The organism is Streptomyces sp. NPDC043867, from assembly GCF_056435845.1.
This window is the reverse complement of the sequence record NZ_JBWKDS010000069.1, coordinates 1-21680: the sequence shown is the minus strand read 5'-3', so window position 1 is coordinate 21680 and position 21680 is coordinate 1. Positions and strand designations below refer to the sequence as shown.

At 72.3% G+C, this 21680-nt stretch carries 23 protein-coding genes and 1 pseudogene; 16 read left to right on the top strand and 8 right to left on the bottom strand.

What is annotated here, in order from left to right:
* Window positions 1-277 precede the first annotated feature (277 nt).
* Window positions 278-691, bottom strand: coding sequence for a pyridoxamine 5'-phosphate oxidase family protein (locus AC069T_RS37100; protein WP_478786938.1), 414 nt, complete (start codon window positions 689-691; stop codon window positions 278-280).
* Between the two features lie 116 nt (window positions 692-807).
* Between AC069T_RS37100 and clpB the strand changes: the two genes are divergently transcribed.
* Window positions 808-3420, top strand: coding sequence for an ATP-dependent chaperone ClpB (gene clpB / locus AC069T_RS37095; RefSeq protein WP_478786937.1), 2613 nt, complete (start codon window positions 808-810; stop codon window positions 3418-3420).
* A gap of 230 nt (window positions 3421-3650) precedes the next feature.
* Window positions 3651-4181, top strand: coding sequence for a YbjN domain-containing protein (locus AC069T_RS37090; RefSeq protein WP_355789325.1), 531 nt, complete (start codon window positions 3651-3653; stop codon window positions 4179-4181).
* 13 nt (window positions 4182-4194) lie between these two features.
* On the opposite strand, the gene AC069T_RS37085 is transcribed toward AC069T_RS37090, so the two are convergent.
* The 3 genes from AC069T_RS37085 to AC069T_RS37075 form a co-directional block, all read right to left on the bottom strand.
* The gene (locus AC069T_RS37085; RefSeq protein ID WP_478786936.1) at window positions 4195-5397 is read right to left on the bottom strand and encodes a hypothetical protein; all 1203 of its coding nucleotides are present in this window, start codon (window positions 5395-5397) and stop codon (window positions 4195-4197) included.
* Window positions 5398-5882: 485 nt separating this feature from the next.
* On the bottom strand, window positions 5883-6083 hold the full coding sequence (locus AC069T_RS37080; protein WP_478786935.1) for a type II toxin-antitoxin system VapB family antitoxin: 201 nt from the start codon (window positions 6081-6083) through the stop codon (window positions 5883-5885).
* Between the two features lie 143 nt (window positions 6084-6226).
* Window positions 6227-6691 carry an ATP-binding protein gene (locus AC069T_RS37075; RefSeq protein ID WP_478786934.1) on the bottom strand — a complete coding sequence of 155 codons (465 nt, stop codon included), beginning with the start codon at window positions 6689-6691 and terminating at the stop codon, window positions 6227-6229.
* Window positions 6692-6864: 173 nt separating this feature from the next.
* Between AC069T_RS37075 and AC069T_RS37070 the strand changes: the two genes are divergently transcribed.
* From AC069T_RS37070 to AC069T_RS37050, 5 genes are all read left to right on the top strand, one after another.
* Window positions 6865-7779, top strand: a complete 915-nt coding sequence (locus tag AC069T_RS37070) for a helix-turn-helix domain-containing protein (protein ID WP_478786939.1) — start codon at window positions 6865-6867, stop codon at window positions 7777-7779.
* Window positions 7736-7873 (top strand): DUF397 domain-containing protein, encoded by a 138-nt coding sequence (locus AC069T_RS37065; protein ID WP_478786933.1) that lies wholly within the window; start codon window positions 7736-7738, stop codon window positions 7871-7873. The genes AC069T_RS37070 and AC069T_RS37065 overlap by 44 nt, the downstream gene beginning before the upstream one ends.
* Before the next feature lie 15 nt (window positions 7874-7888).
* Window positions 7889-8107: a DUF397 domain-containing protein gene (locus AC069T_RS37060; RefSeq protein WP_478786932.1), complete on the top strand. Its 219-nt coding sequence runs from the start codon at window positions 7889-7891 to the stop codon at window positions 8105-8107.
* A 281-nt stretch (window positions 8108-8388) separates the two neighbouring features.
* Window positions 8389-9282, top strand: a complete 894-nt coding sequence (locus AC069T_RS37055) for a hypothetical protein (protein WP_478786931.1) — start codon at window positions 8389-8391, stop codon at window positions 9280-9282.
* Window positions 9283-9374: 92 nt separating this feature from the next.
* Window positions 9375-9929, top strand: coding sequence for a Uma2 family endonuclease (locus tag AC069T_RS37050; RefSeq protein ID WP_478786930.1), 555 nt, complete (start codon window positions 9375-9377; stop codon window positions 9927-9929).
* 56 nt (window positions 9930-9985) lie between these two features.
* Here AC069T_RS37050 and AC069T_RS37045 read toward each other — a convergent pair.
* The 4 genes and pseudogenes from AC069T_RS37045 to AC069T_RS37030 all read right to left on the bottom strand — a co-directional run.
* A pseudogene (locus AC069T_RS37045) lies at window positions 9986-10198 on the bottom strand (aminotransferase); the annotation flags it as partial.
* Window positions 10199-10327: 129 nt separating this feature from the next.
* Window positions 10328-10588 carry a Txe/YoeB family addiction module toxin gene (locus tag AC069T_RS37040; protein WP_386351831.1) on the bottom strand — a complete coding sequence of 87 codons (261 nt, stop codon included), beginning with the start codon at window positions 10586-10588 and terminating at the stop codon, window positions 10328-10330.
* Window positions 10589-10601: 13 nt separating this feature from the next.
* Window positions 10602-10859 (bottom strand): type II toxin-antitoxin system Phd/YefM family antitoxin, encoded by a 258-nt coding sequence (locus tag AC069T_RS37035; RefSeq protein ID WP_037676836.1) that lies wholly within the window; start codon window positions 10857-10859, stop codon window positions 10602-10604.
* A 149-nt stretch (window positions 10860-11008) separates the two neighbouring features.
* Entirely contained in the window at window positions 11009-12202 is a 1194-nt protein-coding gene (locus tag AC069T_RS37030; RefSeq protein WP_478786929.1) for a pyridoxal phosphate-dependent aminotransferase, read from the bottom strand.
* A 118-nt stretch (window positions 12203-12320) separates the two neighbouring features.
* Between AC069T_RS37030 and AC069T_RS37025 the strand changes: the two genes are divergently transcribed.
* The 9 genes from AC069T_RS37025 (at window position 12321) to AC069T_RS36985 (ending at window position 21540) form a co-directional block, all read left to right on the top strand.
* On the top strand, window positions 12321-12620 hold the full coding sequence (locus AC069T_RS37025; protein WP_478786928.1) for a hypothetical protein: 300 nt from the start codon (window positions 12321-12323) through the stop codon (window positions 12618-12620).
* 442 nt (window positions 12621-13062) lie between these two features.
* Window positions 13063-13593, top strand: coding sequence for a DUF2617 family protein (locus AC069T_RS37020; RefSeq protein WP_478786927.1), 531 nt, complete (start codon window positions 13063-13065; stop codon window positions 13591-13593).
* 136 nt (window positions 13594-13729) lie between these two features.
* Window positions 13730-15409, top strand: a complete 1680-nt coding sequence (locus tag AC069T_RS37015) for a polyamine aminopropyltransferase (protein ID WP_478786926.1) — start codon at window positions 13730-13732, stop codon at window positions 15407-15409.
* 79 nt (window positions 15410-15488) lie between these two features.
* On the top strand, window positions 15489-16439 hold the full coding sequence (locus AC069T_RS37010) for an SRPBCC family protein (RefSeq protein WP_478786925.1): 951 nt from the start codon (window positions 15489-15491) through the stop codon (window positions 16437-16439).
* 113 nt (window positions 16440-16552) lie between these two features.
* A complete protein-coding gene (locus AC069T_RS37005; RefSeq protein WP_358854792.1) occupies window positions 16553-17344 on the top strand; it encodes an aldose epimerase family protein in 792 nt (263 codons plus the stop codon).
* A gap of 44 nt (window positions 17345-17388) precedes the next feature.
* A complete protein-coding gene (gene pyrE, locus AC069T_RS37000) occupies window positions 17389-17961 on the top strand; it encodes an orotate phosphoribosyltransferase (protein ID WP_478786924.1) in 573 nt (190 codons plus the stop codon).
* Window positions 17962-18129: 168 nt separating this feature from the next.
* Window positions 18130-19152, top strand: coding sequence for a class II fructose-bisphosphate aldolase (fbaA, locus tag AC069T_RS36995; protein ID WP_358854794.1), 1023 nt, complete (start codon window positions 18130-18132; stop codon window positions 19150-19152).
* Between the two features lie 165 nt (window positions 19153-19317).
* Window positions 19318-20793, top strand: coding sequence for an MFS transporter (locus tag AC069T_RS36990; RefSeq protein WP_478786923.1), 1476 nt, complete (start codon window positions 19318-19320; stop codon window positions 20791-20793).
* A 333-nt stretch (window positions 20794-21126) separates the two neighbouring features.
* The gene (locus AC069T_RS36985) at window positions 21127-21540 is read left to right on the top strand and encodes a DUF3151 domain-containing protein (RefSeq protein WP_358854796.1); all 414 of its coding nucleotides are present in this window, start codon (window positions 21127-21129) and stop codon (window positions 21538-21540) included.
* The last annotated feature ends 140 nt before the right edge of the window (window positions 21541-21680 follow it).

The window sequence follows — 21680 nt, the reverse complement described above, 5'->3', positions numbered from 1 at the left end:
CACACGTCCACGGCCACGGAGGGCGACTACTCCTCCCCGTTCTCCCCCTCCCCCCCCCCCCCCCTCCCCCCCTCCCCCCCCCCCCCCCCCCCCTCCCTCCCCCCCCCCCCCCCCCACCCCCCCCCCCCCCCCCCCCCCCCCCCCCCCGCTGCGCTTTTGGGGCGAAAAATCGCGGTAATTGCGCATCGGGCGAGGCGCGTCGAATCGCGGTGATCCGCATCGGCGAGGCGCGTCGGCCGCCCGGCCGCCCGGCCGCCCGGATCGGCCGGGTCGGGGATCAGCCGCGCCCCATGGCCGAGGTCAGCTCGATCTCGATCACCACCCGGGCGGGGTTGGGTGAGGGGACCCGCCCGTAGCGCTCCGCGTAGCGCCGCTCCGCCTCCGCGACGCGCTCCGGCTCCCGGTGCACGACGGCGAGCCCCTCCAGCGTCGCCCAGCGCCGCCGGTCCACCTGGCACACCGCGACCCGGGCACCGCCCGCCCCCGCCGCCACGATGTTGGCCACCTTCGTGCTCGACCCGTTCGTGATCACCCGGGCCAGCCCCTCCTCCGGCGCGTAGGTCACCCCGACGGGCACCACGTGCGGGGAGCCGTCGGGGCGCAGGGTGGTCAGGGTGCACAGGTGGCGCTCCCGCCAGAAGGCGAGATAGGCGGCGTCGGGGTCGCGCGGGTTCACGGGGTATGCGGCCATGGCGGGAACTTAACCCTTTCTCGTCCCGCGGACCTTCTTGAGTGGAATAGACTCAACTTTGTGTACGTTCCCGAAGTCAGGATGAGGACGACTGACGCGAGGAGGAGACAGCGACCGTGGACGCCGAGCTGACCAACAGGAGCCGGGACGCGATCAACGCGGCCAGTACCCGGGCCGTGTCCGAGGGCCACCCGGACCTCACCCCCGCCCACCTGCTGCTCGCTCTGCTGGCGGGCCAGGACAACGAGAACATCACCGATCTGCTGGCCGCGGTCGACGCCGACCAGGCGGCCGTGCGCACCGGGACCGAGCAGGTGCTGGCCGCGCTGCCCAGCGTGGCGGGCTCCACCGTCGCGCCCCCGCAGCCCAACCGCGAGCTGCTCGCCGTCATCGCCGACGCCGCCGAGCGGGCCAAGGAGCTCGGCGACGAGTTCCTCTCCACCGAGCACCTGCTGATCGGCATCGCCGCGAAGGGCGGCCGCACCGCGGACGTACTGTCCTCGCAGGGAGCCAGTGCCAAGAAGCTGCTGGCCGCGTTCCAGACGACCAGGGGAGGGCGCCGGGTGACGACCGCGGATCCCGAGGGCCAGTACAAGGCACTCGAAAAGTTCGGTACCGACTTCACCGCCGCCGCGCGGGAGGGCAAGCTCGACCCGGTCATCGGCCGGGACCAGGAGATCCGCCGGGTCGTCCAGGTGCTGTCCCGGCGCACCAAGAACAACCCCGTCCTCATCGGCGAGCCCGGTGTGGGCAAGACCGCCGTCGTGGAGGGACTCGCCCAGCGGATCGTCAAGGGCGACGTGCCCGAGTCCCTCAGGAACAAGCGGCTCGTCGCGCTCGACCTCGGCGCCATGGTCGCCGGCGCGAAGTACCGGGGCGAGTTCGAGGAGCGGCTCAAGACCGTTCTCGCCGAGATCAAGGACTCCGACGGCCAGATCATCACCTTCATCGACGAGCTGCACACCGTCGTGGGCGCGGGCGCCGGCGGCGACTCCGCCATGGACGCGGGCAACATGCTGAAGCCCATGCTGGCCCGCGGCGAGCTGCGGATGGTGGGCGCGACGACCCTCGACGAGTACCGCGAGCGGATCGAGAAGGACCCCGCCCTGGAGCGGCGCTTCCAGCAGGTGCTGGTCGCCGAGCCGACCGTCGAGGACACCATCGCGATCCTGCGCGGGCTCAAGGGGCGCTACGAGGCCCACCACAAGGTGCAGATCGCGGACAGCGCCCTGGTGGCCGCCGCGGCCCTCTCCGACCGGTACATCACCTCGCGCTTCCTGCCCGACAAGGCCATCGACCTCGTCGACGAGGCCGCGTCCCGGCTGCGCATGGAGATCGACTCGTCCCCCGTCGAGATCGACGAACTCCAGCGCGCCGTCGACCGGCTGAAGATGGAGGAGCTGGCGATCGGCAAGGAGACCGACGCCGCCAGCCGGGAGCGCCTGGACAAGCTGCGCCGCGACCTCGCGGACCGCGAGGAGGAGCTGCGCGGCCTCACCGCCCGCTGGGAGAAGGAGAAGCAGTCCCTCAACCGCGTCGGTGAGCTGAAGGAGAAGCTCGACGAGCTGCGCGGCCAGGCCGAACGCGCCCAGCGCGACGGTGACTTCGACACCGCGTCCAAGCTGCTCTACGGCGAGATCCCGGACCTGGAGAGGGACCTGGTGGCCGCCTCCGAGGAGGAGGTGGAGGCCGCCGAGGGCGACACCATGGTCAAGGAGGAGGTCGGCGCGGACGACATCGCCGACGTCGTCGGCGCCTGGACCGGTATCCCGGCCGGCCGTCTCCTGGAGGGCGAGACCCAGAAACTCCTGCGCATGGAGGACGAGTTGGGCCGCCGCCTGATCGGACAGTCGGAGGCTGTCCGCGCGGTGTCCGACGCCGTGCGGCGCACCCGGGCCGGCATCGCCGACCCCGACCGGCCCACCGGTTCCTTCCTGTTCCTCGGCCCGACCGGCGTCGGCAAGACCGAACTGGCCAAGGCGCTCGCGGACTTCCTCTTCGACGACGAGCGGGCCATGGTCCGCATCGACATGAGCGAGTACGGCGAGAAGCACAGCGTCGCCCGCCTGGTGGGCGCCCCGCCCGGATACGTCGGGTACGAGGAGGGCGGCCAGCTGACGGAGGCCGTGCGCCGGCGCCCGTACAGCGTGGTCCTGCTGGACGAGGTGGAGAAGGCGCACCCGGAGGTCTTCGACATCCTGCTCCAGGTCCTGGACGACGGCCGCCTGACGGACGGTCAGGGACGCACGGTCGACTTCCGCAACACCATCCTGGTCCTCACCTCCAACCTCGGCAGCCAGTTCCTGATCGACCCGGTCAGCACCGAGGAGGAGAAGAAGGAACAGGTCCTGGAGGTCGTACGGGCCTCCTTCAAGCCGGAGTTCCTCAACCGGCTCGACGACCTGGTCGTCTTCTCGGCGCTCTCCAGGACGGAGCTGGAACGCATCGCCCGGCTCCAGATCGACCGGCTCGCCCGGCGCCTCGCCGACCGGCGGCTCGCCCTGGAGGTCACCGAGGCGGCCCTGGCCTGGCTCGCCGACAAGGGCAACGACCCGGCCTACGGTGCCCGGCCGCTGCGCCGCCTCATCCAGACGGCGATCGGCGACCGGCTCGCCAAGGAGATCCTCGCGGGCGAGGTCAAGGACGGCGACACCGTCCGCGTGGACGCCGCCGGCGACGGCCTGATCGTGGGCCCGGCGGCGGACCGCCCGGCAGGCAGGACGATGTAGTCCCCGGCGGCCGTCGGGGTACCCGGCGGGGGAGCCCCGCAGCGGGGGTTCCCTCCCGGGACCTCGTGCGCACGCCGTAGCCGCCCGGCCACGGCGAGGCGCGCCCGGCCCGCCCGTCGGCGGAGATCGGCCAGATCGTGTCAGCCCCCGGCGGACAGGCCCGCCAGGGGTTGCCACTCCCCGCCCCGCATGGGGGAGGATGGCGTAATCCGTACGAAGGGAAATACACGGTGAGCATCGACCCGTCCTCGATTCCGAACTTCGGGGGCCAGCCCGAGCCGCAGCCCGGCGGACCGGCGGGCCCCGTCGTCCCGGATCAGGACCTTGTGAAGCAGCTCCTCGACCAGATGGAGCTCAAGCACCTCGTCGACGAAGAGGGAGACCTCGTCGCGCCGTGGGAGCAGTTCCGTACGTACTTCATGTTCCGCGGTGAGGGTGACCAGCAGGTCTTCTCGGTCCGGACGTTCTACGACCGGCCGCACCAGATCGACGAGAAGCCCGCGCTGCTGGAGTCCATCGACGACTGGAACCGTCGCACCCTGTGGCCGAAGGTCTACAGCCACACGCATGACGACGGCACCGTCCGGCTCATCGGCGAGGCGCAGATGCTGATCGGCACCGGCGTCAGCCTGGAGCACTTCGTCTCGTCGACGGTCAGCTGGGTGCGGGCCGCCATCGAGTTCGACAAGTGGCTCGTCGAGCAGCTCGGCCTGGAACAGGAAGTCAACGAGGCGGACAAGCCCGGGGACGACGAGGAGTAGTCCCGGCCCCCACTCACAGGGGCGTATGGGCGACGGCCACCAGATACGCCCCGTAGGCGAACGAGAGCCCGGCGAGGGCGCCGACCACCAGTGTCGCGTGCCACGGCCGGGCTCTTGCCGTGCGCACCAGCGCGCCCGCCAGCGGCAGCAGCAGCGGGAACGCCGGCAGCAGGAAGCGCGGCTTGCACTCGAAGAAGCCCGAGCCGCCCAGCGCGATCAGCAGCAGGACGCCGCTGTGCACGAGCAGGGGCAGCGGGGCGCGGTCCGCGACCAGCAGCGCGAACAGCAGAATGGCCGCCGCCACGATCACCATCGTCATGGGGAAGACGAAACGGCCGCCGTGCAGCAGCAGGTGCTTCACGAAGCCCAGGGAACCGCGGCCGAAGTCGAAGCGGGACCCCCACAGCCGCTGCACCGCGAAGTAGCCGCCGAGCGGATCACCCTCGCGGCGGCCGACCCACAGGACGTAGCCGCCCCAGCCGAGCGGCGCGAGCGCGGCGCCCGTCCACAGGCTGTGGGAAACATCGCGGCCGCGCGCCCGGACGATCTCGCAGGCCGCCGCCGTCAGGACCGCCGCCGCCACCGCTACCCCGTTCGGCCGCGCCATCCCCGCCATCGCCGCGAGCGCCCCCGCCCACACCCACCGCCCGGTCAGCACCGAGTACAGCGACCAGGCGGCGAAGGCCGTGAGCACGGGCTCCGTGTACGCCATCGACAGCACGACGGAGTGCGGCAGCAGCCCCCAGAGCAGGACGAGCAGGGTGGCGACGGCGGGGCCGTGCAGCCGCGCCCCGACGAGATAGATCCCGTACGCGGCGGCCGCAGCCGCGGTCCAGGCGACCACCAGGCCCGCGGCGCCGCCGCCGAGCGGGGTCAGCGCGGTGACGGAGCGGATGAGCGCCGGGTAGAGCGGGAAGAACGCCAGGTCGCTGCGGGCGACCGCCGGCCCGACGTGCAGGGTGTGCCCGTAGCCGTGCGCCGCGATCCCCAGGTACCAGACCGAGTCCCAGGACCGGCCGAGCAGGGCGAGCGGCTGTTTTCCCTGGGCCCAGGCGGCCACGGACAGCACGAGGACACCGGTGAGACGGGCGGCGGCGAACAGTCCGAGCGCGCCTGCCGCCGTCGTGGACAGCCGCCGCGGGGCGGGAACCGGGCGGCCGCGGCCCCCGGCACCGGACTCCCTGGCGGGGGCGGGGATGGTACTCGCGTGGGTCACATCCGAACTGTGCGTCCCTTACGGGGCATTTGCGAGCATCACCCCGCCGTGCGGGTACGGATCGCGCCGGTCCGGCGCGCCGCGCGCGGGAGCGGCCGCCACGGTGCTAGGGCCTGTCGTTTGGATCATGCCGGCGTCGCGGGGTCTGGCACGCACATCTGCGGCGTTGTCGTCGGTCGCCGACGCTCCGCGTCGACTCCCTCCTCCGCCTTGCAGCTGCACGCGCCAGACCCCGCTCGGGTCGGTCAGGACGAACCGTCGGTCATAGCCAGCCTGATCCAAACGACAGGCCCTAGTGCCGCACCAGGCAACGTTCGCCCTGTCGACGTCGGCACATGGCGCCGGTCGCCGCTGTGGCGGTTTCGCCACAGCGAGCCGGGCGAGGACAGCAACCTGGGCGGGCGCTCATGCTCCGCGACTGCCCTGCCCCCCGAGTCCTGGACGCGTGCCGACGGAGGTGGCGCGACGTCACGCGATCACAGTGGTCAGCCTTGGGGCTCCTGCGGTTTGACCTCGACCTCGCGCAGGCTCTGGTCTCTGAGCTCGGTGCGCGCCTCGGTGCGGTGCCCCCGGGCGATGTAGTCACGCACGACCGCTTCGACGGCGTCCTGGGGCGATCCGACCCCGGCCAGGACCATCACTTCCACCACCAGTTCGGCATCGAGACTGATGTTGACCTTGGCCACGAGCGGCCCCCCTTCGTCGGCCGGGACTCTAACAGCCGCACAGCAGCGACTCGTTCCCGCTGTGGTTCATGACACAGGACAACAACAGGGCGAACGTTGCTTGATACGGCACTAGAAACCCCCGTTCCGGGTGCCGGCGTGCGTCAGCCGGGGAGGTCCGCCCGGGTGGACAGCTCCGCCCAGACCGTCTTGCCCACGGGGTGACGAGGTTCCGACCCCCAGCGCACGGCCAGGACGTCCACCAGGAACAGTCCCCGGCCGGACTCGCCCTCCGGGTCCGGCACGGGCGGCTCCGCGGGCGGGTGCTTCGCGGAGACGGCGTCCGAGACCTCGACGCGCACCAGACCCGCGGCCGAGTGGAGAGCGAGCCCGAGACCGAAGCCGCGTCCGGGGGCCCGGCCGTGCCGTACGGCGTTCGCGGCGAGCTCGCCGACGACGAGGGCGACCGCGCACGACACGTCCGACGCCGGCGGGTGACCCCACTCCTCCATGCGCCGGACGGCGAGCCGCCGGGCGAGGCGGGCACCCCGCGCAGACGACGCGAACTGCGCGGTCAGCGAGGGGAGTTCGTGCGACCCGTGGTCCGATGCGGTCGTTCCTGTCAGCACGGTGTCCGTCCCTGTCTGTCGAGCCGAGGCATCCCGTGACGTATGCGAGACGTCACGTTCCGTGCATAAGAGTCGGCCGGTCGGCCTACGCCGACAGGTGACACAGCCTTACTTTTCAGCCCGTAAGGAACGGAAGTGACGCTTTGGCCAACGGGATCGACCCCAGTACGTCGATGGCCGCGCTGTTCGGCGCACGGGTGCGCCGGCTCCGCACGGCGGCCGGACTGACCCAGACCGAACTCGGCGACAGAACCCACGTGGTGAGCACGCGGATCACGCAGATCGAGCGGGCGTCCCGGGCGAAGCCGACGCTGGACCTCGCGCGTGCGCTGGACGCGGCCCTCGGCGCGGACGATCTGCTCGTCGAGCTGTGGCCGTACGTGTACCGGGAGGCGTTCCCGGACTGGTCGCGGAAGTTCATGGAGTACTCGGAGCGGGCGGTGGCCATCCGGCAGTACGCGGCCCACGTGGTGCCGGGTCTTTTGCAGACGGAGGACTATGCGCGGGCCGTTCTGAGAGTCGGCCGAACGCTCGGCAGCGAAACGCAGTTGGAAGAGCGGGTCGCCCTTCGCATGGGACGACAGGAGCGTCTCGGTACGCCCGATCGGCCTGAACTGTGGGTGGTCCTCGATGAGTCGGTGCTCCGACGTCCGATCGGCGGTCGGCCGGTGATGCAGGAGCAGTTGGCGCGACTGCTCGGCGCCGCTGCGGAGTCTCACATCACCGTGCAGGTACTGCCGTTCGACCAGGGCGAGCACGATGTCATGGGCGGCTCACTCACGATGCTGAACCTGCCGGACGGCTCGGAGAGCGCTTATACGGAAGGTGCGCACTTCGGCCAACTCGTCGAAGATCCGCACGAGGTCAGGAGCTTCGCGCTGACCTACGATCGGCTGCGGGCGGCAGCTCTGCCCCCGCTCATGTCGCTCGACATGATCCGATCCGTGATGGAGGACAACCACCGTGGAGCGAAGGTCCCGTCCCGATCTGACCGGCGTCGCCTGGCGCAAGAGCAGCTACAGCAATCAGGAGGGGGGCGACTGCGTGGAGGTGGCCGGCGGGTTCCGGGTCGTCGTCCCGGTGCGTGACAGTAAGGTCCCGCTCGGTCCCGCGTTGTGCTTCGCGGCTGCCGCCTGGGATGTCTTCATAGGCCAGTTGAAGTCCGGGCACCATCGTTCCTGACGAGAGGGCACCCCCATGGCGCGAATTTCCCTTCCCGATCTGAACGGCGCCGCGTGGCGCAGGAGCAGTTACAGCAATCAGGCGGGCGGCGACTGCGTGGAGGTGGCCGACGGGTTCGTGGCCGTCGTCCCGGTGCGTGACAGTAAGGTCCCGCTCGGTCCCGCGTTGTGCTTCGAGGTCGCCGCCTGGGATGCCTTCATAGGCGAGTTGAAGGCCGGGCACCACCGTTCCTGAGGTGGCCGGGGCCTGGTCGCCGTCCGTGTTCCGGGCTCGCCGGGCCCTTGTCCGCGAGGGTCCGGTCGGCCGCTGACCTCCTGAAAGAACCGGGGGAAAGAACCACCCACCCACCCGCCCTCCCCGGCCGCGAAGCCCGCGTCACCCGTCCGGGTGACCGGCTTGCCGGGGCGGGATACGGACGGTTACGTTCGCCGCGACAACCGCAAACGCATACGGCCCCCGGCCGGGACGGCAATCCCGAACGAGGGCCTGACCGCTCAGGAAGAAGACCCTTCCCGATGGCTGACCCGCAGTCTAACGCGCCCCTGCGCGCCGAAGCCGGAACTCCGACGTCCGGCGTGATCCACGTCCGCACCCGCCTCACGGCCGACTTCACGGTGATCTCCAACGCCCTCGCCCAGCGACGGGGCAGCGCGGTCACGGTCGGCGTCGCGGCGTACATCTCCTCCCTGCCCGACGGCTCCCCCGTGAGCATCGCCGTCCTGTGCGAGCACTTCAGCGAGGGCGAGATCCTCATCTCGCGGGCGCTCAGGGAGCTGGAGACGGCCGGATACCTGGAGCGCCGCCGCGAGCGAACACCCACCGGCCAGGTCCGTACCCGGACGTACTTCTACGATGTCCCCGGCGGCGATCCGGACCCGGACGCGCCTCCCGAGCCGCCGAGGCCCCGCCGACCCCGAAGGCATGCCGTCACCGCGGCGGTCCCACCGGCGCCCGCGCCCGCGGAAGAGAAGGCCCCCGCGCCCGGACCGGCCGGGGCAAGGACACCGCTGCCGCTCGTCGACGCCGACGCCGACGCCGACCCCCGGGCCATCGCCGTACTCGCCGCCCTGCGCCGGGCCGACCCCCGGCTGATCGTGTCCGCGCCGGAAGCCGCCCGCCTCGCCCCGGCCGTCACCCGGTGGCTCGCGGCAGGCCTCCTGCCCACGCAGATCACGGACCACCTCACCGCACGGCTCCCGGACCGCTTCCTGGCCCGCCCGGCCGGCCTCCTCGCCTACCGGCTCCAGGAGACACCCCTGCCGCTACCGGCGAGAAGCGCGGAACCGCCCGTACGTCCGGCGGTCGTGCCCATGCGGAACTGCGACGGCTGTGACCGGGGATTCCGCACGGCGGAACCCGGCCGCTGCCGGGACTGCCGGACCCGGGACCAACTCCGCGCGGCCGGCTGAGGCAATGGGAGACGGCGCTCACCCCGCCATCCAGCGGCGGTCCGGTTCGGCCTGTGCTTCGTATCCTGACCACGCACGGGAAGGAGCCGTCCATGAGTGTCGACGCGATCGTGCACACCGAGTTCCCCAAGGGGTACACGGTCCTGTTCGGGGCCGACGGGAAGGTGATCATGACTCCGCGGAGCTTCGAGCATTCCGGCACGATCAAGTCGATGCAGTACGACACGGTCGTGTCCCTCGGACGCCATGCGAAGACCGCCTCCGACGTCTACATCGACTTCCCCGCCGACGAGAACTCCGCCCCCGGTCTGGCGATCCTCCGGGAGGACGCCCGCCGGGAGGGAAAGCGCTACAGCTTCGAGGACGTCCTGCTGATCTCCGAGGTCGTCTCGACCTCCTCCGCACGCAAGGACTACGACGACTGCACCGCGAAGTACGGCCGCTACGGCATCCCGGTCTACTTGATCGTGGACCCCTACGCCCAGGAAGTCGTCCTTCACACCCAGCCGACCGCCACCGGTTACATCGCGGCACACACCCACAAGTACGCCACGGGCAAGCTCCCCATCCCCCTGGCCGACGGCCGGACCTTCACCCTCGACCTCGACGAACTCCCGCGCCCGGAGCCCGAGACGGACGCCCGCTGACGAAGGTCTCCCGGTGTGGCGGTGCCGTCGTCGGACGCGCCGTCACGTCCGGACAGTCACGCCCGCAGCGTACTGAGCCGTTCCGCCGCCTCTGTCAGCACCTCCGTGCGCTTGCAGAACGCGAACCGTACGAAGGGGGCGCCCTCCTCCCGGTGGTCGTAGAAGACCGCGTTCGGAATGGCGACCACCCCGGCGCGCTCCGGCAGCGAGCGGCAGAAGGCGAAACCGTCGCTCTCCCCGAGCGGCCGGATGTCGGTGGTGATTACTGCCTGGCCGAGCGGACCGCGGCGACGAGGCCGGGCGCCGCCGTCACCCAGCCCACTCCCTGTTCGCGCACCTATTCGCGTGCAGCGCGGGGCGGGTTGCGAGAAGGGCGCTGTGCCCGACCCCGAGTCCCGTCAGCTTTCGTAGTGGTAGCGGCACTGCGCGATCAGGACGCCGTCCTCGGTGGCCTTGTAGATCAGCCGGTGCTCGTCGTTGATGCGGCGCGACCAGTAGCCCTGGAATCCGTGCTTGAGCGGTTCCGGTTTACCGATGCCCTCGTTGCCGTTCCGGGTGATGTCCGTGATGAGCGTGTTGATGCGCTTGAGGGTCTTCCGGTCCTGGAGCTGCCACCACAGGTAGTCCTCCCAGGCACGGGAAGAGAAGGTGATCTTCAACTCGAGGCAGCCCTTATTCGTCGGTCGCCAGCTCGCGCACGGTGCCGCCGCCGTTTTCCAGCTCGTCGATGGACGCGAGCAGGCGCCGGGCGTTGGCCGGACTGCGCAGCAGGTACGCCGTCTCCTTCAGGGACTCGTAGTCCTCCAGGGAGACGATGACGACCGGCTCATGTCCGGCCCGGGTGATGACGACCTCTTCGCGGTCGTCGGTGACGGAGTTGAGCACCTCGGCGTACCGCGCGCGCGACTCGGAATACGTCATGGTCTTCACGATCGACCCTCCTCTACGTACAGAAAATTGTACGTCCGTCCCTGTCGGTGCGGCAAGCGCCGAAGTGACGGCCCGCAGCGCGAAAGTGCTGGGCGGGCGAGGCGTGGCAGGCGGCGGGGAACGCGTCGACCAGTCCCGCAGGGCGGCGGTCAGCCCGCGAATGCCTTGCGGAGCCGTTGCACCGCCTCTGTCAGCACCTCCGTGCGCTTGCAGAACGCGAACCGTACGAAGGGGGCGCCCTCCTCCCGGTGGTCGTAGAAGACCGCGTTCGGAATGGCGACCACCCCGGCGCGCTCCGGCAGCGAGCGGCAGAAGGCGAAACCGTCGCTCTCCCCGAGCGGCCGGATGTCGGTGGTGACGAAGTACGTGCCCGCGGGCCGGAAGACCCCGAAGCCCGCGTCCGCCAGCCCCGCGGACAGCAGGTCCCGCTTGGCCCGCATGTCCGCGCGGAAGCCCTCGAAGTACGCGTCCGGCAGCGCGAGGGCCTCGGCGATCGCGTACTGGAACGGCCCCGACGCCACGTACGTCAGGTACTGCTTGGCCGAGCGGACCGCGGCGACGAGGCCGGGCGCCGCCGTCACCCAGCCGACCTTCCAGCCCGTGAACGAGAACGTCTTGCCCGCGCTGCTGATGCTCACCGTCCGTTCGCGCATCCCCGGGAAGGACGCCAGCGGCAGGTGCTCGGCGCCGTCGAAGACGAGGTGCTCGTACACCTCGTCCGTGACCACGATCAGATCCCGCTCCACGGCGAGCTTCGCGATCTCGGCCAGCTCCTCACGGGTGAGCACGGTGCCCGTCGGGTTGTGCGGAGTGTTGATCAGCAGCAGCCGCGTGTTGTCGGTGACCGCGTCCCGCAGCTCGTCGAGGTCCAGCCGGAACACGCCCTCGTGCGGGCGCAGCGTCACCGGCACCCGCGTCCCGCCCGCCATCGCGATGCAGGCCGCGTACGAGTCGTAGTACGGCTCGAACGCGACCACCTCGTCACCGGGCTCCACCAGCGCCAGCAGGGCCGCGGCGACCGCCTCCGTCGCACCGGCCGTGACGAGGACCTCGGTGTCCGGGTCGTACGACAGCCCGTAGCGCCGCTGCTGGTGCGCCGCGACCGCCGTCCGCAGCTCGGGCACGCCAAGACCCGGCGGGTACTGGTTCCCGCACCCCTCCGTGAGCGCCCGCGCCGCCGCGTCCCGGATCTCCCGCGGGCCGTCCGTGTCGGGGAAGCCCTGGCCGAGGTTGATCGATCCGGTGCTCAGGGCGAGGGCCGACATCTCCGCGAAGATCGTCGTACCGAACTCGGCGAGCCGGCGGTTCAGGAGAGGACGTGCGCTGAAGGTCATGACCGCCATCCTGCGCCGAAGCTCTGGAGTTCCTCAACTCTGCTTTGGCGCGCACCCCGTGAGGGCATCCCCCCTCCACGCAGCCCACGGGGGGCCGCTTCGGGGGAAGTGAAAGGAGGATGACGCCATGTTCACAGGCATCATCCTGGCGGTTGGCCTGATCGCTCTGATCGCGGTCTTCACGGCCGCGGGCCGCGGCCGCAGGAAGTCCGTCATCGGATCGAAGGGCCGCGGTGCGCGTTCCCGCCACGGGGGCGGCAACGGCAGCTGGTGGGCCGGCGGGGGCGGCACGGCCGCGTCCTGCGGGTCGTCCGGCGGCGGCCACCACGGCCACTCCTGCGGTGGCGGCTCGTCGTGCAGCAGCGGCTCGTCCTGCGGAGGCGGGTCGTCGTGCGGCGGCGGGGGCGGATGCGGGGGAGGCAGCTGACACGGGGCAGCCGAGCTCCCTTCGGGGGAAGCGCATCCGCACACACCGAAGTGCCCGCCGGGGGACGTCCCCCGACGGGCACTTCGGCGTTCCGGACCGGTCCGGAACGCCGGCCACGTCAACCGCGCGGAGGGGGTCGCCCCGCTGGGCACGTCAGCCTTTCGGGGCGCAGCGGCGGCGGCTCGCGGAGACGGCGTCCGCGCGCCAGGCGTACGCCGTAGTTGAACAGTTGAGCTGTGTAGCCCTCGGGGGGATGGAAATCCTACGAAGTTGGGTAAAAGCGCTGTGGTCGCGCCACAGTTCATGATTCCCTCTAAATCACCAACGCGGCCCTCGGATCTGTCCCCGCCGACCCGGACCGACCTGGCCGATCTCCCCGGCATCGACCGGTTGCACAGGCCTCCCCCCCCCAACTCCCTTTGCGCAATAGCGGAGCCGACCCATGCTCACGACCCTGAACACCTCGTACACCGACACGCGGGCGGCCGACCTCGCCTGGACCCTGGGCCTCGAGCCGCTGTCGGCGCTCGCCACCCTCGATCTCGAACTCGCCGACGCGAAACTGCAGTTGCGGCTGCTCGGTGCCTCCCACCAGGTGCTGCTCGAGCGGGAAGGCGGCAGCTGCTCGGAGACCGTCGCGTGCATTCCCGGCAGCAGCACGCCGCTGCCGCTCGGCGTCGCGAAGCGGATCGGCGACTGGGATTACGAGTTCGCGGCCCGCGTCGAGACACTCCCGCCCCACTCCTTCGCCGGACGCGCCCAGGAGTTGCTGGCCCTGGTCGCCGACCACCCCCACGGCCTCGCGGGCGTCTTCCCCGGCAGTCCGCACGCCTTCACCGCCCTGCTCGCCCAGCACCACGAGGGCCACGTGCACTGGCGCACCTGGCACGCGTACCCGCAGGACGGCCAACTCGTCGCCACCCGGACGAAAGTGAGTGCGCGCGTCACGTCCCTCAGTCCGTCCGCCGCCTGAACGACGCGCCGGACGGCCCGTCTTCGGGATCCGGGGCACAACCGCAGGGCGCCGGCGGCGGGTGGTCGCACAGACAGACAGGTTCCACACGTGTGGGTGACGAGGCGTGCCGTCATCGTCACGTAGCGTAGGCGGCGTGATCGATCCGCACGTGCCCTCCTCCACTCGCGGTGTCGCGCGAGCACGGGGAGCCCCGAAACCCGGCGCGCCCCCGCCGGGAGACGAGGGGGGCCGGGCGCGGCTGCCCGTGCGGCCCGGCACCGGACGGTTCTTCGTCCTCGCCTGCGTCTTCGTCTGCGCCGCCTGCGGCCTCGTCTACGAACTCGAACTCGTCGCCCTCGCCTCCTATCTGACCGGCGACTCCGTCACGCAGGCGTCCGTCGTCCTCTCCGTGATGGTCTTCGCGATGGGCATCGGCTCCCTCGCGGCGAAGCGGCTGCGCTGCCGCGCCGCGGCCGGTTTCGGCGCGGTCGAGGCCGCCCTCGCCCTGGTCGGCGGATGCAGCGCCATGGCGCTGTACGCGATGTTCGCCTGGACCGGCGACCGGGGCGGGGCCTGGGCGAGCGGATCGCACTGCCTCGTGGTGGCCTTCTCGCTGGCCATCGGCCTCCTCATCGGTGCCGAGGTCCCGCTCCTGATGGAGCTGATCCAGCGCATCCGCCACCAGGACGCGGGCGGCGCGGTGGCGGACCTCTTCGCCGCGGACTACGTCGGCGCACTGGTCGGCGGCCTCGCCTTCCCCTTCCTCCTGCTGCCCCTGTGCGGCCAGCTCACCGGCGCCCTGCTCACCGGCGCGGTCAACGTGATCGCCGGCGGCGCGCTCGTCCTCGGCCTGTTCCGGCAGGACCTCACCCGGCGCGCGTGCTGCCTGCTGCTCGCCGCCGACCTCGTCGTCCTGGCGCTCCTCGCCACCGCCGCCGTCCTCGCCGACGACTTCGAACGGGCCGCCCGCAACGCCGTGTACGGCGGCGACGTACGCGTCGCCCTGCGGACCGGCGTCCAGGAGGTCGTCCTCACCGGCGGCACCCGCGGCCACCCCCTCGGCCTCTACCTCGACGGCAGGCTCCGGGTCAGCGGCCGCGACGAGCACCGCTACCACGAGGCGCTCGTCCACCCCGCGCTGCACGGGCCCCGGGCCCGCGTCCTCGTCCTCGGCGGCGGCGACGGACTCGCCACCCGCGAGGTGCTGCGCCACCCCGGGGTGCGCCGGGTCGACGTGGTCGAACTCGACGCCGGAGTCGTGCGGCTGGCCCGCCGGGACCCCGCCCTGTCCGCGCTCAACCGGCACGCCTTCGACGACCCGCGCGTCCACGTCACGATCGGCGACGCCTTCGACTGGCTGCGCCGCACCCGCGCCACGTACGACGTGGTGATCTCGGACCTGCCCGACCCGGGCATCACGCCGAGCACCAAGCTCTACTCCCAGGAGTTCTACGGCCTCGCCCGCCACGTCCTGGCACCCGGCGGGCGGCTCGTGGTGCACGCGGGCCCCGTCCGCTCCCGGGCCCGGACCTTCTGGACGGTCGACGCCACCGTGCGGGCCGCCGGGCTGCGCACCGCCCCGTACCGCGTCGGCGGGCAGGGTTCCGGCCTCGCGGCGGGCCTCGACCGGAGGACCGGCGCCTCCCGCGGCCCGCGGGACTGGGGCTTCGTCCTCGCCTCCCGTACGCGCCCGCCGCTGCGCGTGGACCCGGGCGAGCCCCGGCCGCACGGCCTCGCCGGCGCGGTGCCGGCCGCCGACGCACGCGCCGCGGCCGCCACCCGCGTCACCGGCCTGCCGCCCTCCACCCTGGTCCACCCGCGGTACGCCGACTGAGTCCCCCGCGGGCGCGGAAACCGGGGAATCCCGTGATGCACGGGTGCGCTTCGGGCCATGCTGGGTAGGCTCGGCCGACATGGACCATGAGGTGTTCGTTCCGGTTGCGGCCGAGCGGCTGAGGAAGGCGCTCGCCGACCCCGCGCGGGTCGCCCGGGCGGTCCCGGGACTCCAGCAGGACGCGGGGACGGCGCCGGTCTCCGGGCGGCTGAAGATCCGCGTGGGAAGCCACAGCATCACGTACCGCGGGGCACTGCGGGTCACCGCCCGGGGCGACGGGTCGTACTCCGTGGAGGGCGACGCGACCGAGTCCCGCGGCACCGGCGCCGTCAAGCTCGCCCTCACCCTGCGGCTCACGCCCGCGGACGGCGGGACGACCGTCGCCTTCGGCGGCGGGGCCACGGCGGACGGGCGGGTCGAGGAGCTCCCCGCGGAGGCGGTGGCCTCGGCGGTGACGCGGCTGCTGGACCGGTTCGCGGAGAACCTGGGGTCGGGCGCGGCAGCGGGGGCAGGAGCGGGGGCGGCCGCCGGGGGTGCGCCCGCCGGTGAGTCCGGGTCCGGGTCTGAGGCGGGCTCCGGGTCCGAGGCGGGCTCCGGGCCCGAGTCCGGGTCCGAGTCGGGGCCCGGGTCCGAGTCCGGGTCCGAGTCGGGGCCCGGGTCCGAGTCCGGCTCTGGGGCCGTTCCGTCCCCGGTGTACGGGGCCGACGTGCCGGCGCCCTCCCTCGATTCCGTCGCCGATGCGGAGGCCGAGGAGGAGGAACTCGGGGAGGACCTCGCGGACGACGAGCTCGTGGGCGAGGAACTGGACCTGGTGGACGAACCGCCCGCCGAGGCGGCGCACGCGCGCCGGACGATGATCGGGCGGAGCGCCGAGGAGGTCGATCACGCGCCGCCGCGCGGGCGGTACGCGCCGGTGCCCGCGCCCGAGCCCGCCTCCGCCGGTGCCACGCTGCGGTGGGCGGCGCCCGCCGCGGCACTCGCGCTGGCCTCGGCCGTGGTCGTCGGGCGGGCGCTGCGCAGGCGGCGGTGAAGTGCGGTGCAGTGAGGTGAGGCGGGGCGTGGGGGGCCCGGAGCGCCGGACGGGCCGGGACGGAAGCGCCGGACGGGCTGAAGCGGCTCCGTCCGGCCAGTAGGGTCGGCCGCGTGAGTAACGAAGACATCACGCTGACCGCGGGTGACGCGGAGGTGACCGTACAGCCGGGCAACGGCGGACGGGTGGGCGGACTACGGGTCGGCGGCGTAGAACTGCTGCGGCAGGGCGCGAAGTTCGGGTGCTTCCCGATGGTGCCCTGGTGCGGGCGGACCCGGGACGGGCGCTTCCGGGACGGCGGCGTCGTCCGGCAGCTGCCCCTCAACTCCCCGCCGCACGCCATCCACGGCACCGTCCGGGACGGCGCCTGGCGCACCGCGCGGGCCGGCGACGGCGAGGCCGTCATCACGTACGACCTCGTCGACCCCTGGCCCCACCCCGGCCGCGTCACGCAGATCGTCACCCTGACCGAGGACAGCCTCACGCTCGGCATGGCCGTGGAGGCGCACGAGTCCTCATTCCCGGCGCAGATCGGCTGGCACCCCTGGTTCAACCGGAACCTGGGCGCAGGCGGGGACGCCCGGCTGGACTTCGCGCCCGCCTGGCAGGAGGAGCGCGGCGACGACCACCTGCCCACCGGGCGGCGGACCGAGCCGAAGCCCGGCCCCTGGGACGACTGCTTCGGGATGCCCGACGGCGTCGACGTCACCATCACCTGGCCGGAGCAGCTGGAGCTGAAGGTCACCAGCCGCGAGGAATGGGTCGTGGTGTACGACGAGCAGGAGGCCGCCGTCTGCGTGGAGCCGCAGACCGGGCCGCCCGACGGGCTCAACTCCCTGCCGAGGCTGGTCACTCCCATCGAACCCCTCGAAGCCGCCACCACCTGGACCTGGCGACGCCTCTGAGGCGGAGGCGGGGCCGGGCCCGCGGCGCCTCTAAGCTGGCTCGCATGAGTGACGTCAACGCAGTAACGCCGGCAGGCACGCGCGGCGCGCTGCTGCAGCAGATCAAGGACAAGGCCGTGGTGCACGGCAAGGTGACCCTCTCCTCGGGTCTCGAGGCGGACTACTACGTCGACCTCCGCCGCATCACCCTCGACGGGGAGGCCGCGCCGCTGGTCGGCCAGGTGCTGCTCGACCTGACCGCGGAGCTCGACTTCGACGCGGTGGGCGGCCTCACCATGGGCGCCGACCCCGTGGCCGCGTCCATGCTGCACGCCGCCGCCGCGCGCGGGCGGCGGCTCGACGCGTTCGTCGTGCGCAAGGCCGCCAAGGCGCACGGACTGCAGCGCCGGGTCGAGGGCCCCGACATCAAGGGCCGCCGTGTCCTGGTCGTCGAGGACACCTCCACCACCGGCGGCTCGCCGCTCACCGCCGTCGAGGCCGTCCGCGAGGCCGGTGCCGAGGTCGTCGGCGTCGCCACCATCGTCGACCGGGCGACGGGGGCCGCCGAGAAGATCCAGGAGGGTGCCGGAGTGCCCTACCTCTTCGCCTTCTCCAAGGACGAGCTGGGCCTCGACTGAGGATTGTCCCCAGGGCTTGTCCACAGGGGCGGGGCCCGGTTGTCCACAGGCCGGACACGGTGGGTGGACCATCGGGCCCCGTCTGGAAAGATGGGGACGACGATGACGTCGCCCCCCTAGGTCAGGGCCGTAAGCACCACGCCACCCGCACATACAAGGAGCGGACAGATGCCCATCGCAACCCCCGAGGTCTACAACGAGATGCTCGACCGGGCGAAGGCAGGCAAGTTCGCCTACCCGGCCATCAACGTGACCTCGACCCAGACCCTGCACGCTGCGCTGCGCGGCTTCGCGGAGGCCGAGAGCGACGGCATCATCCAGATCTCCACCGGCGGTGCCGAGTTCCTGGGCGGTCAGTACAGCAAGGACATGGTCACCGGTGCCGTGGCCCTGGCCGAGTTCGCCCACATCGTCGCCGAGAAGTACCCGGTCACGGTCGCGCTGCACACGGACCACTGCCCCAAGGACAAGCTCGACGGGTACGTGCGCCCGCTGCTGGCCGTCTCCGAGGAGCGCGTCAAGGCCGGCCGCAACCCGCTGTTCCAGTCCCACATGTGGGACGGCTCCGCGGAGACCCTGGCGGACAACCTGGCCATCGGCCAGGAGCTGCTGGAGCGCGCCCGCGCCGCGAAGATCATCCTCGAGGTCGAGATCACCCCGACCGGCGGCGAGGAGGACGGCGTCACGCACGAGATCAACGACTCGCTGTACACGACGGTCGACGACGCGATCCGCACGGCCGAGGCGCTGGGCCTCGGTGAGAAGGGCCGCTACCTGCTGGCCGCCTCCTTCGGCAACGTGCACGGTGTCTACAAGCCGGGCAACGTGGTCCTGCGCCCCGAGCTCCTGAAGGAGCTGAACGAGGGCGTCGCCGCCAAGTACGGCAAGCAGTCCCCGTTCGACTTCGTCTTCCACGGCGGCTCCGGCTCCACGGCCGAGGAGATCGCCACCGCCCTGGAGAACGGCGTCGTGAAGATGAACCTCGACACGGACACGCAGTACGCGTTCACCCGGCCCGTCGCGGACCACATGCTCCGCAACTACGACGGTGTCCTGAAGGTCGACGGCGAGGTCGGCAACAAGAAGACGTACGACCCCCGCACCTGGGGCAAGCTGGCCGAGGCGTCCATGGCCAAGCGCGTCACCGAGGCCTGCGGGAACCTCCGGTCCACCGGTACGAAGATCAAGTAGTCGTCCGGCGGTCACCACCGGTTGGTGACGGAGGGCCCGGTACCCGTGGGGGTGCCGGGCCCTTCGCGTGCCGGTGGGCGGGTGCGGTGGTGGTCGTGACGGGGGCCGGCGGCCGGGGGGCCGGAGACCTGGCCGTGGGGCCACGGGCGCGGGATGATCGGTTCCATGGCTGTTCCGCCGCTGGAGTCACCGGCCGTCCGGATCACCTCCCCCCAGGGGAAGTGGATCCTGCTCACCACGGTCCTGGGTTCCAGCATGGCCCTGCTGGACTCGACCGTCGTCAACGTCGCCCTGCCCCGCATCGGCCGGGACCTCGACGCCGATCTCGCCGCGCTCCAGTGGACCGTCAACGCGTACCTGGTCACCCTCGCGGGGCTGATCCTTCTCGGCGGTGCCCTGGGCGACCGCTTCGGACGCCGGAAGATCTTCGTGATCGGTGTGGTGTGGTTCGCGGCGGCGTCCCTGCTCTGCGGTCTCGCGCCCGGCGCGGGCGTCCTCGTCGCGGCGCGCGCCCTCCAGGGGGTCGGCGGGGCGCTGCTCACGCCCGGTTCGCTCTCGCTCATCCAGGCGTCCTTCCACCCGGACGACCGGGCCAAGGCGGTGGGGCTCTGGTCCGGCTTCGGCGGTGTCGGCGCGGCCGTCGGGCCCTTCCTCGGCGGCTGGCTCGTGGACGGGCCCGGCTGGCGCTGGGTCTTCCTCCTGAACGTGCCGCTGGCCCTTCTCTGCGCGCCCGTCGCGGTGCGGCACGTTCCCGAGTCGTCCGACGGGCGCCGTCACGGGCGCTTCGACGTGCTCGGAGCGGTGCTGGGCGCGCTGTCGCTCGCCCTGGTGACGTACGCGCTGATCGAGGCGCGGAACGGGTCCCTCGTCGTCGCCGTCAGCGCGGTCGCCGGAGTCGCCGCCGGAGTCGCCTTCGTGCTCGTCGAGAGACGGCGGCCCGATCCGATGATGCCGCTCGACGTCTTCGCGTCCCGGCAGTTCACGGCGGTCAATCTCGTGACCCTGTGCGTCTACGCGGCCTTCGGCGGGTTCTTCTTCCTGACCGCGCTCCAGCTCCAGGTCGTCGCCGGGTACTCGGCCCTCGGGGCGGGTACGGCGCTGCTGCCGACGACCGTGCTGATGCTGCTGTTCTCCGCCCGTTCCGGGGATCTCGCCCAGCGGATCGGGCCGCGGGTGCCGCTCACGGTGGGGCCGTTGCTGTGCGCGGCCGGGATGCTGCTGATGCTGCGGGTGGGGCCGGACGCGTCGTACGCGGCCGACGTCCTGCCGGCGGTGCTCGTGATGGGCGCGGGCATGGTGAGCCTCGTCGCGCCCCTCACGGCCACGGTGCTGGCGTCCGTGGAGACCGAGCGGGCCGGGCTGGCCAGCGGGATCAACAACGCGGCGGCCCGGGCGGCGGGGCTGGTCGCGGTGGCGGCGCTGCCGTTGCTGGCGGGGATGGGGCCGGAGGCGTACCGGTCGGCGGAGCAGTTCGACGCGGCGTTCCGGCGGGCGATGCCGTGGTGTGCGGGGGTGCTGGTGCTGGGGGCGGGGGTGGCGTGCGCGACGGTGCGGAGGCCGGGGCCGAGGTGCCGGCGCCCGGAGTGCCGCACGCACGGGTGGGTGACGGCGCCGCCGCTGGAGTCGTCGCGCCGGGAGTAGGTGCGGCTTGGCTCCGGTGCGCGCGCTCGCTTCGGTGGGGCGCCTGGGCTCCGGTGGTGGGTCGGGGCCGCGCCGGTACATCCGCCCGTTGCATGTCGGGCGTGCGCGTGGGCTGCGGGGGTGGGCCGGGGTTGTCTGCCCGACCTGCAACGGGCATCTGATGTACCGGCACGGCCCCTTCCGTGCGAGGGCGGGTGCGGGCCGTGCCGATTGCGGTGCGGGACCGGCACGGCCTCTTCTGTGGGAGGGCGGGTGCGGGCGGGTGTCCAGGCGGTACCCGTCGACGCCCGGGGAGGGGGTTCCGTGGGGTGGGGGATGGCGCAGACTGGGGGCATGAGCCTTCACGAGAACCTTCTCGGGGGACCGCCCCCGACCGAACTGCCCGACGACCCGGAGCCCCGCGAGCTCCTCGCGAACGGCACCTCTCCCGCCGAGGTCGCCGCGAAGTACCCCACGTCCTCGCTGGCCTGGGCCCGGCTGGCCGACGAGGCCTACGAGCGTGGCAGCGTCGTGGAGTCGTACGCCTACGCCCGTACGGGCTACCACCGCGGTCTTGACTCCCTGCGCCGCAGCGGCTGGAAGGGCCACGGCCCGGTGCCGTGGGAGCACGAGCCGAACCGCGGCTTCCTGCGCGCCCTGCACGGCCTCGCCCGCGCCGCGCAGGCGATCGGCGAGCAGGCGGAGTACGAGCGCTGCAGCCAGTTCCTGAAGGACTCCTCGCCTGCGGCGGCCCAGACCCTCGGCTAGGGCCTGTCGTTTGGATCAGGTTGGCTGTGACCGACGGTTCGTCCTGACCGACCCGAGGGGGGTCTGGCGCGTGCAGCTGCAAGGCGGAGGAGGGAGTCGACGCGGAGCGTCGGCGACCGACGACAACGCCGCAGATGTGC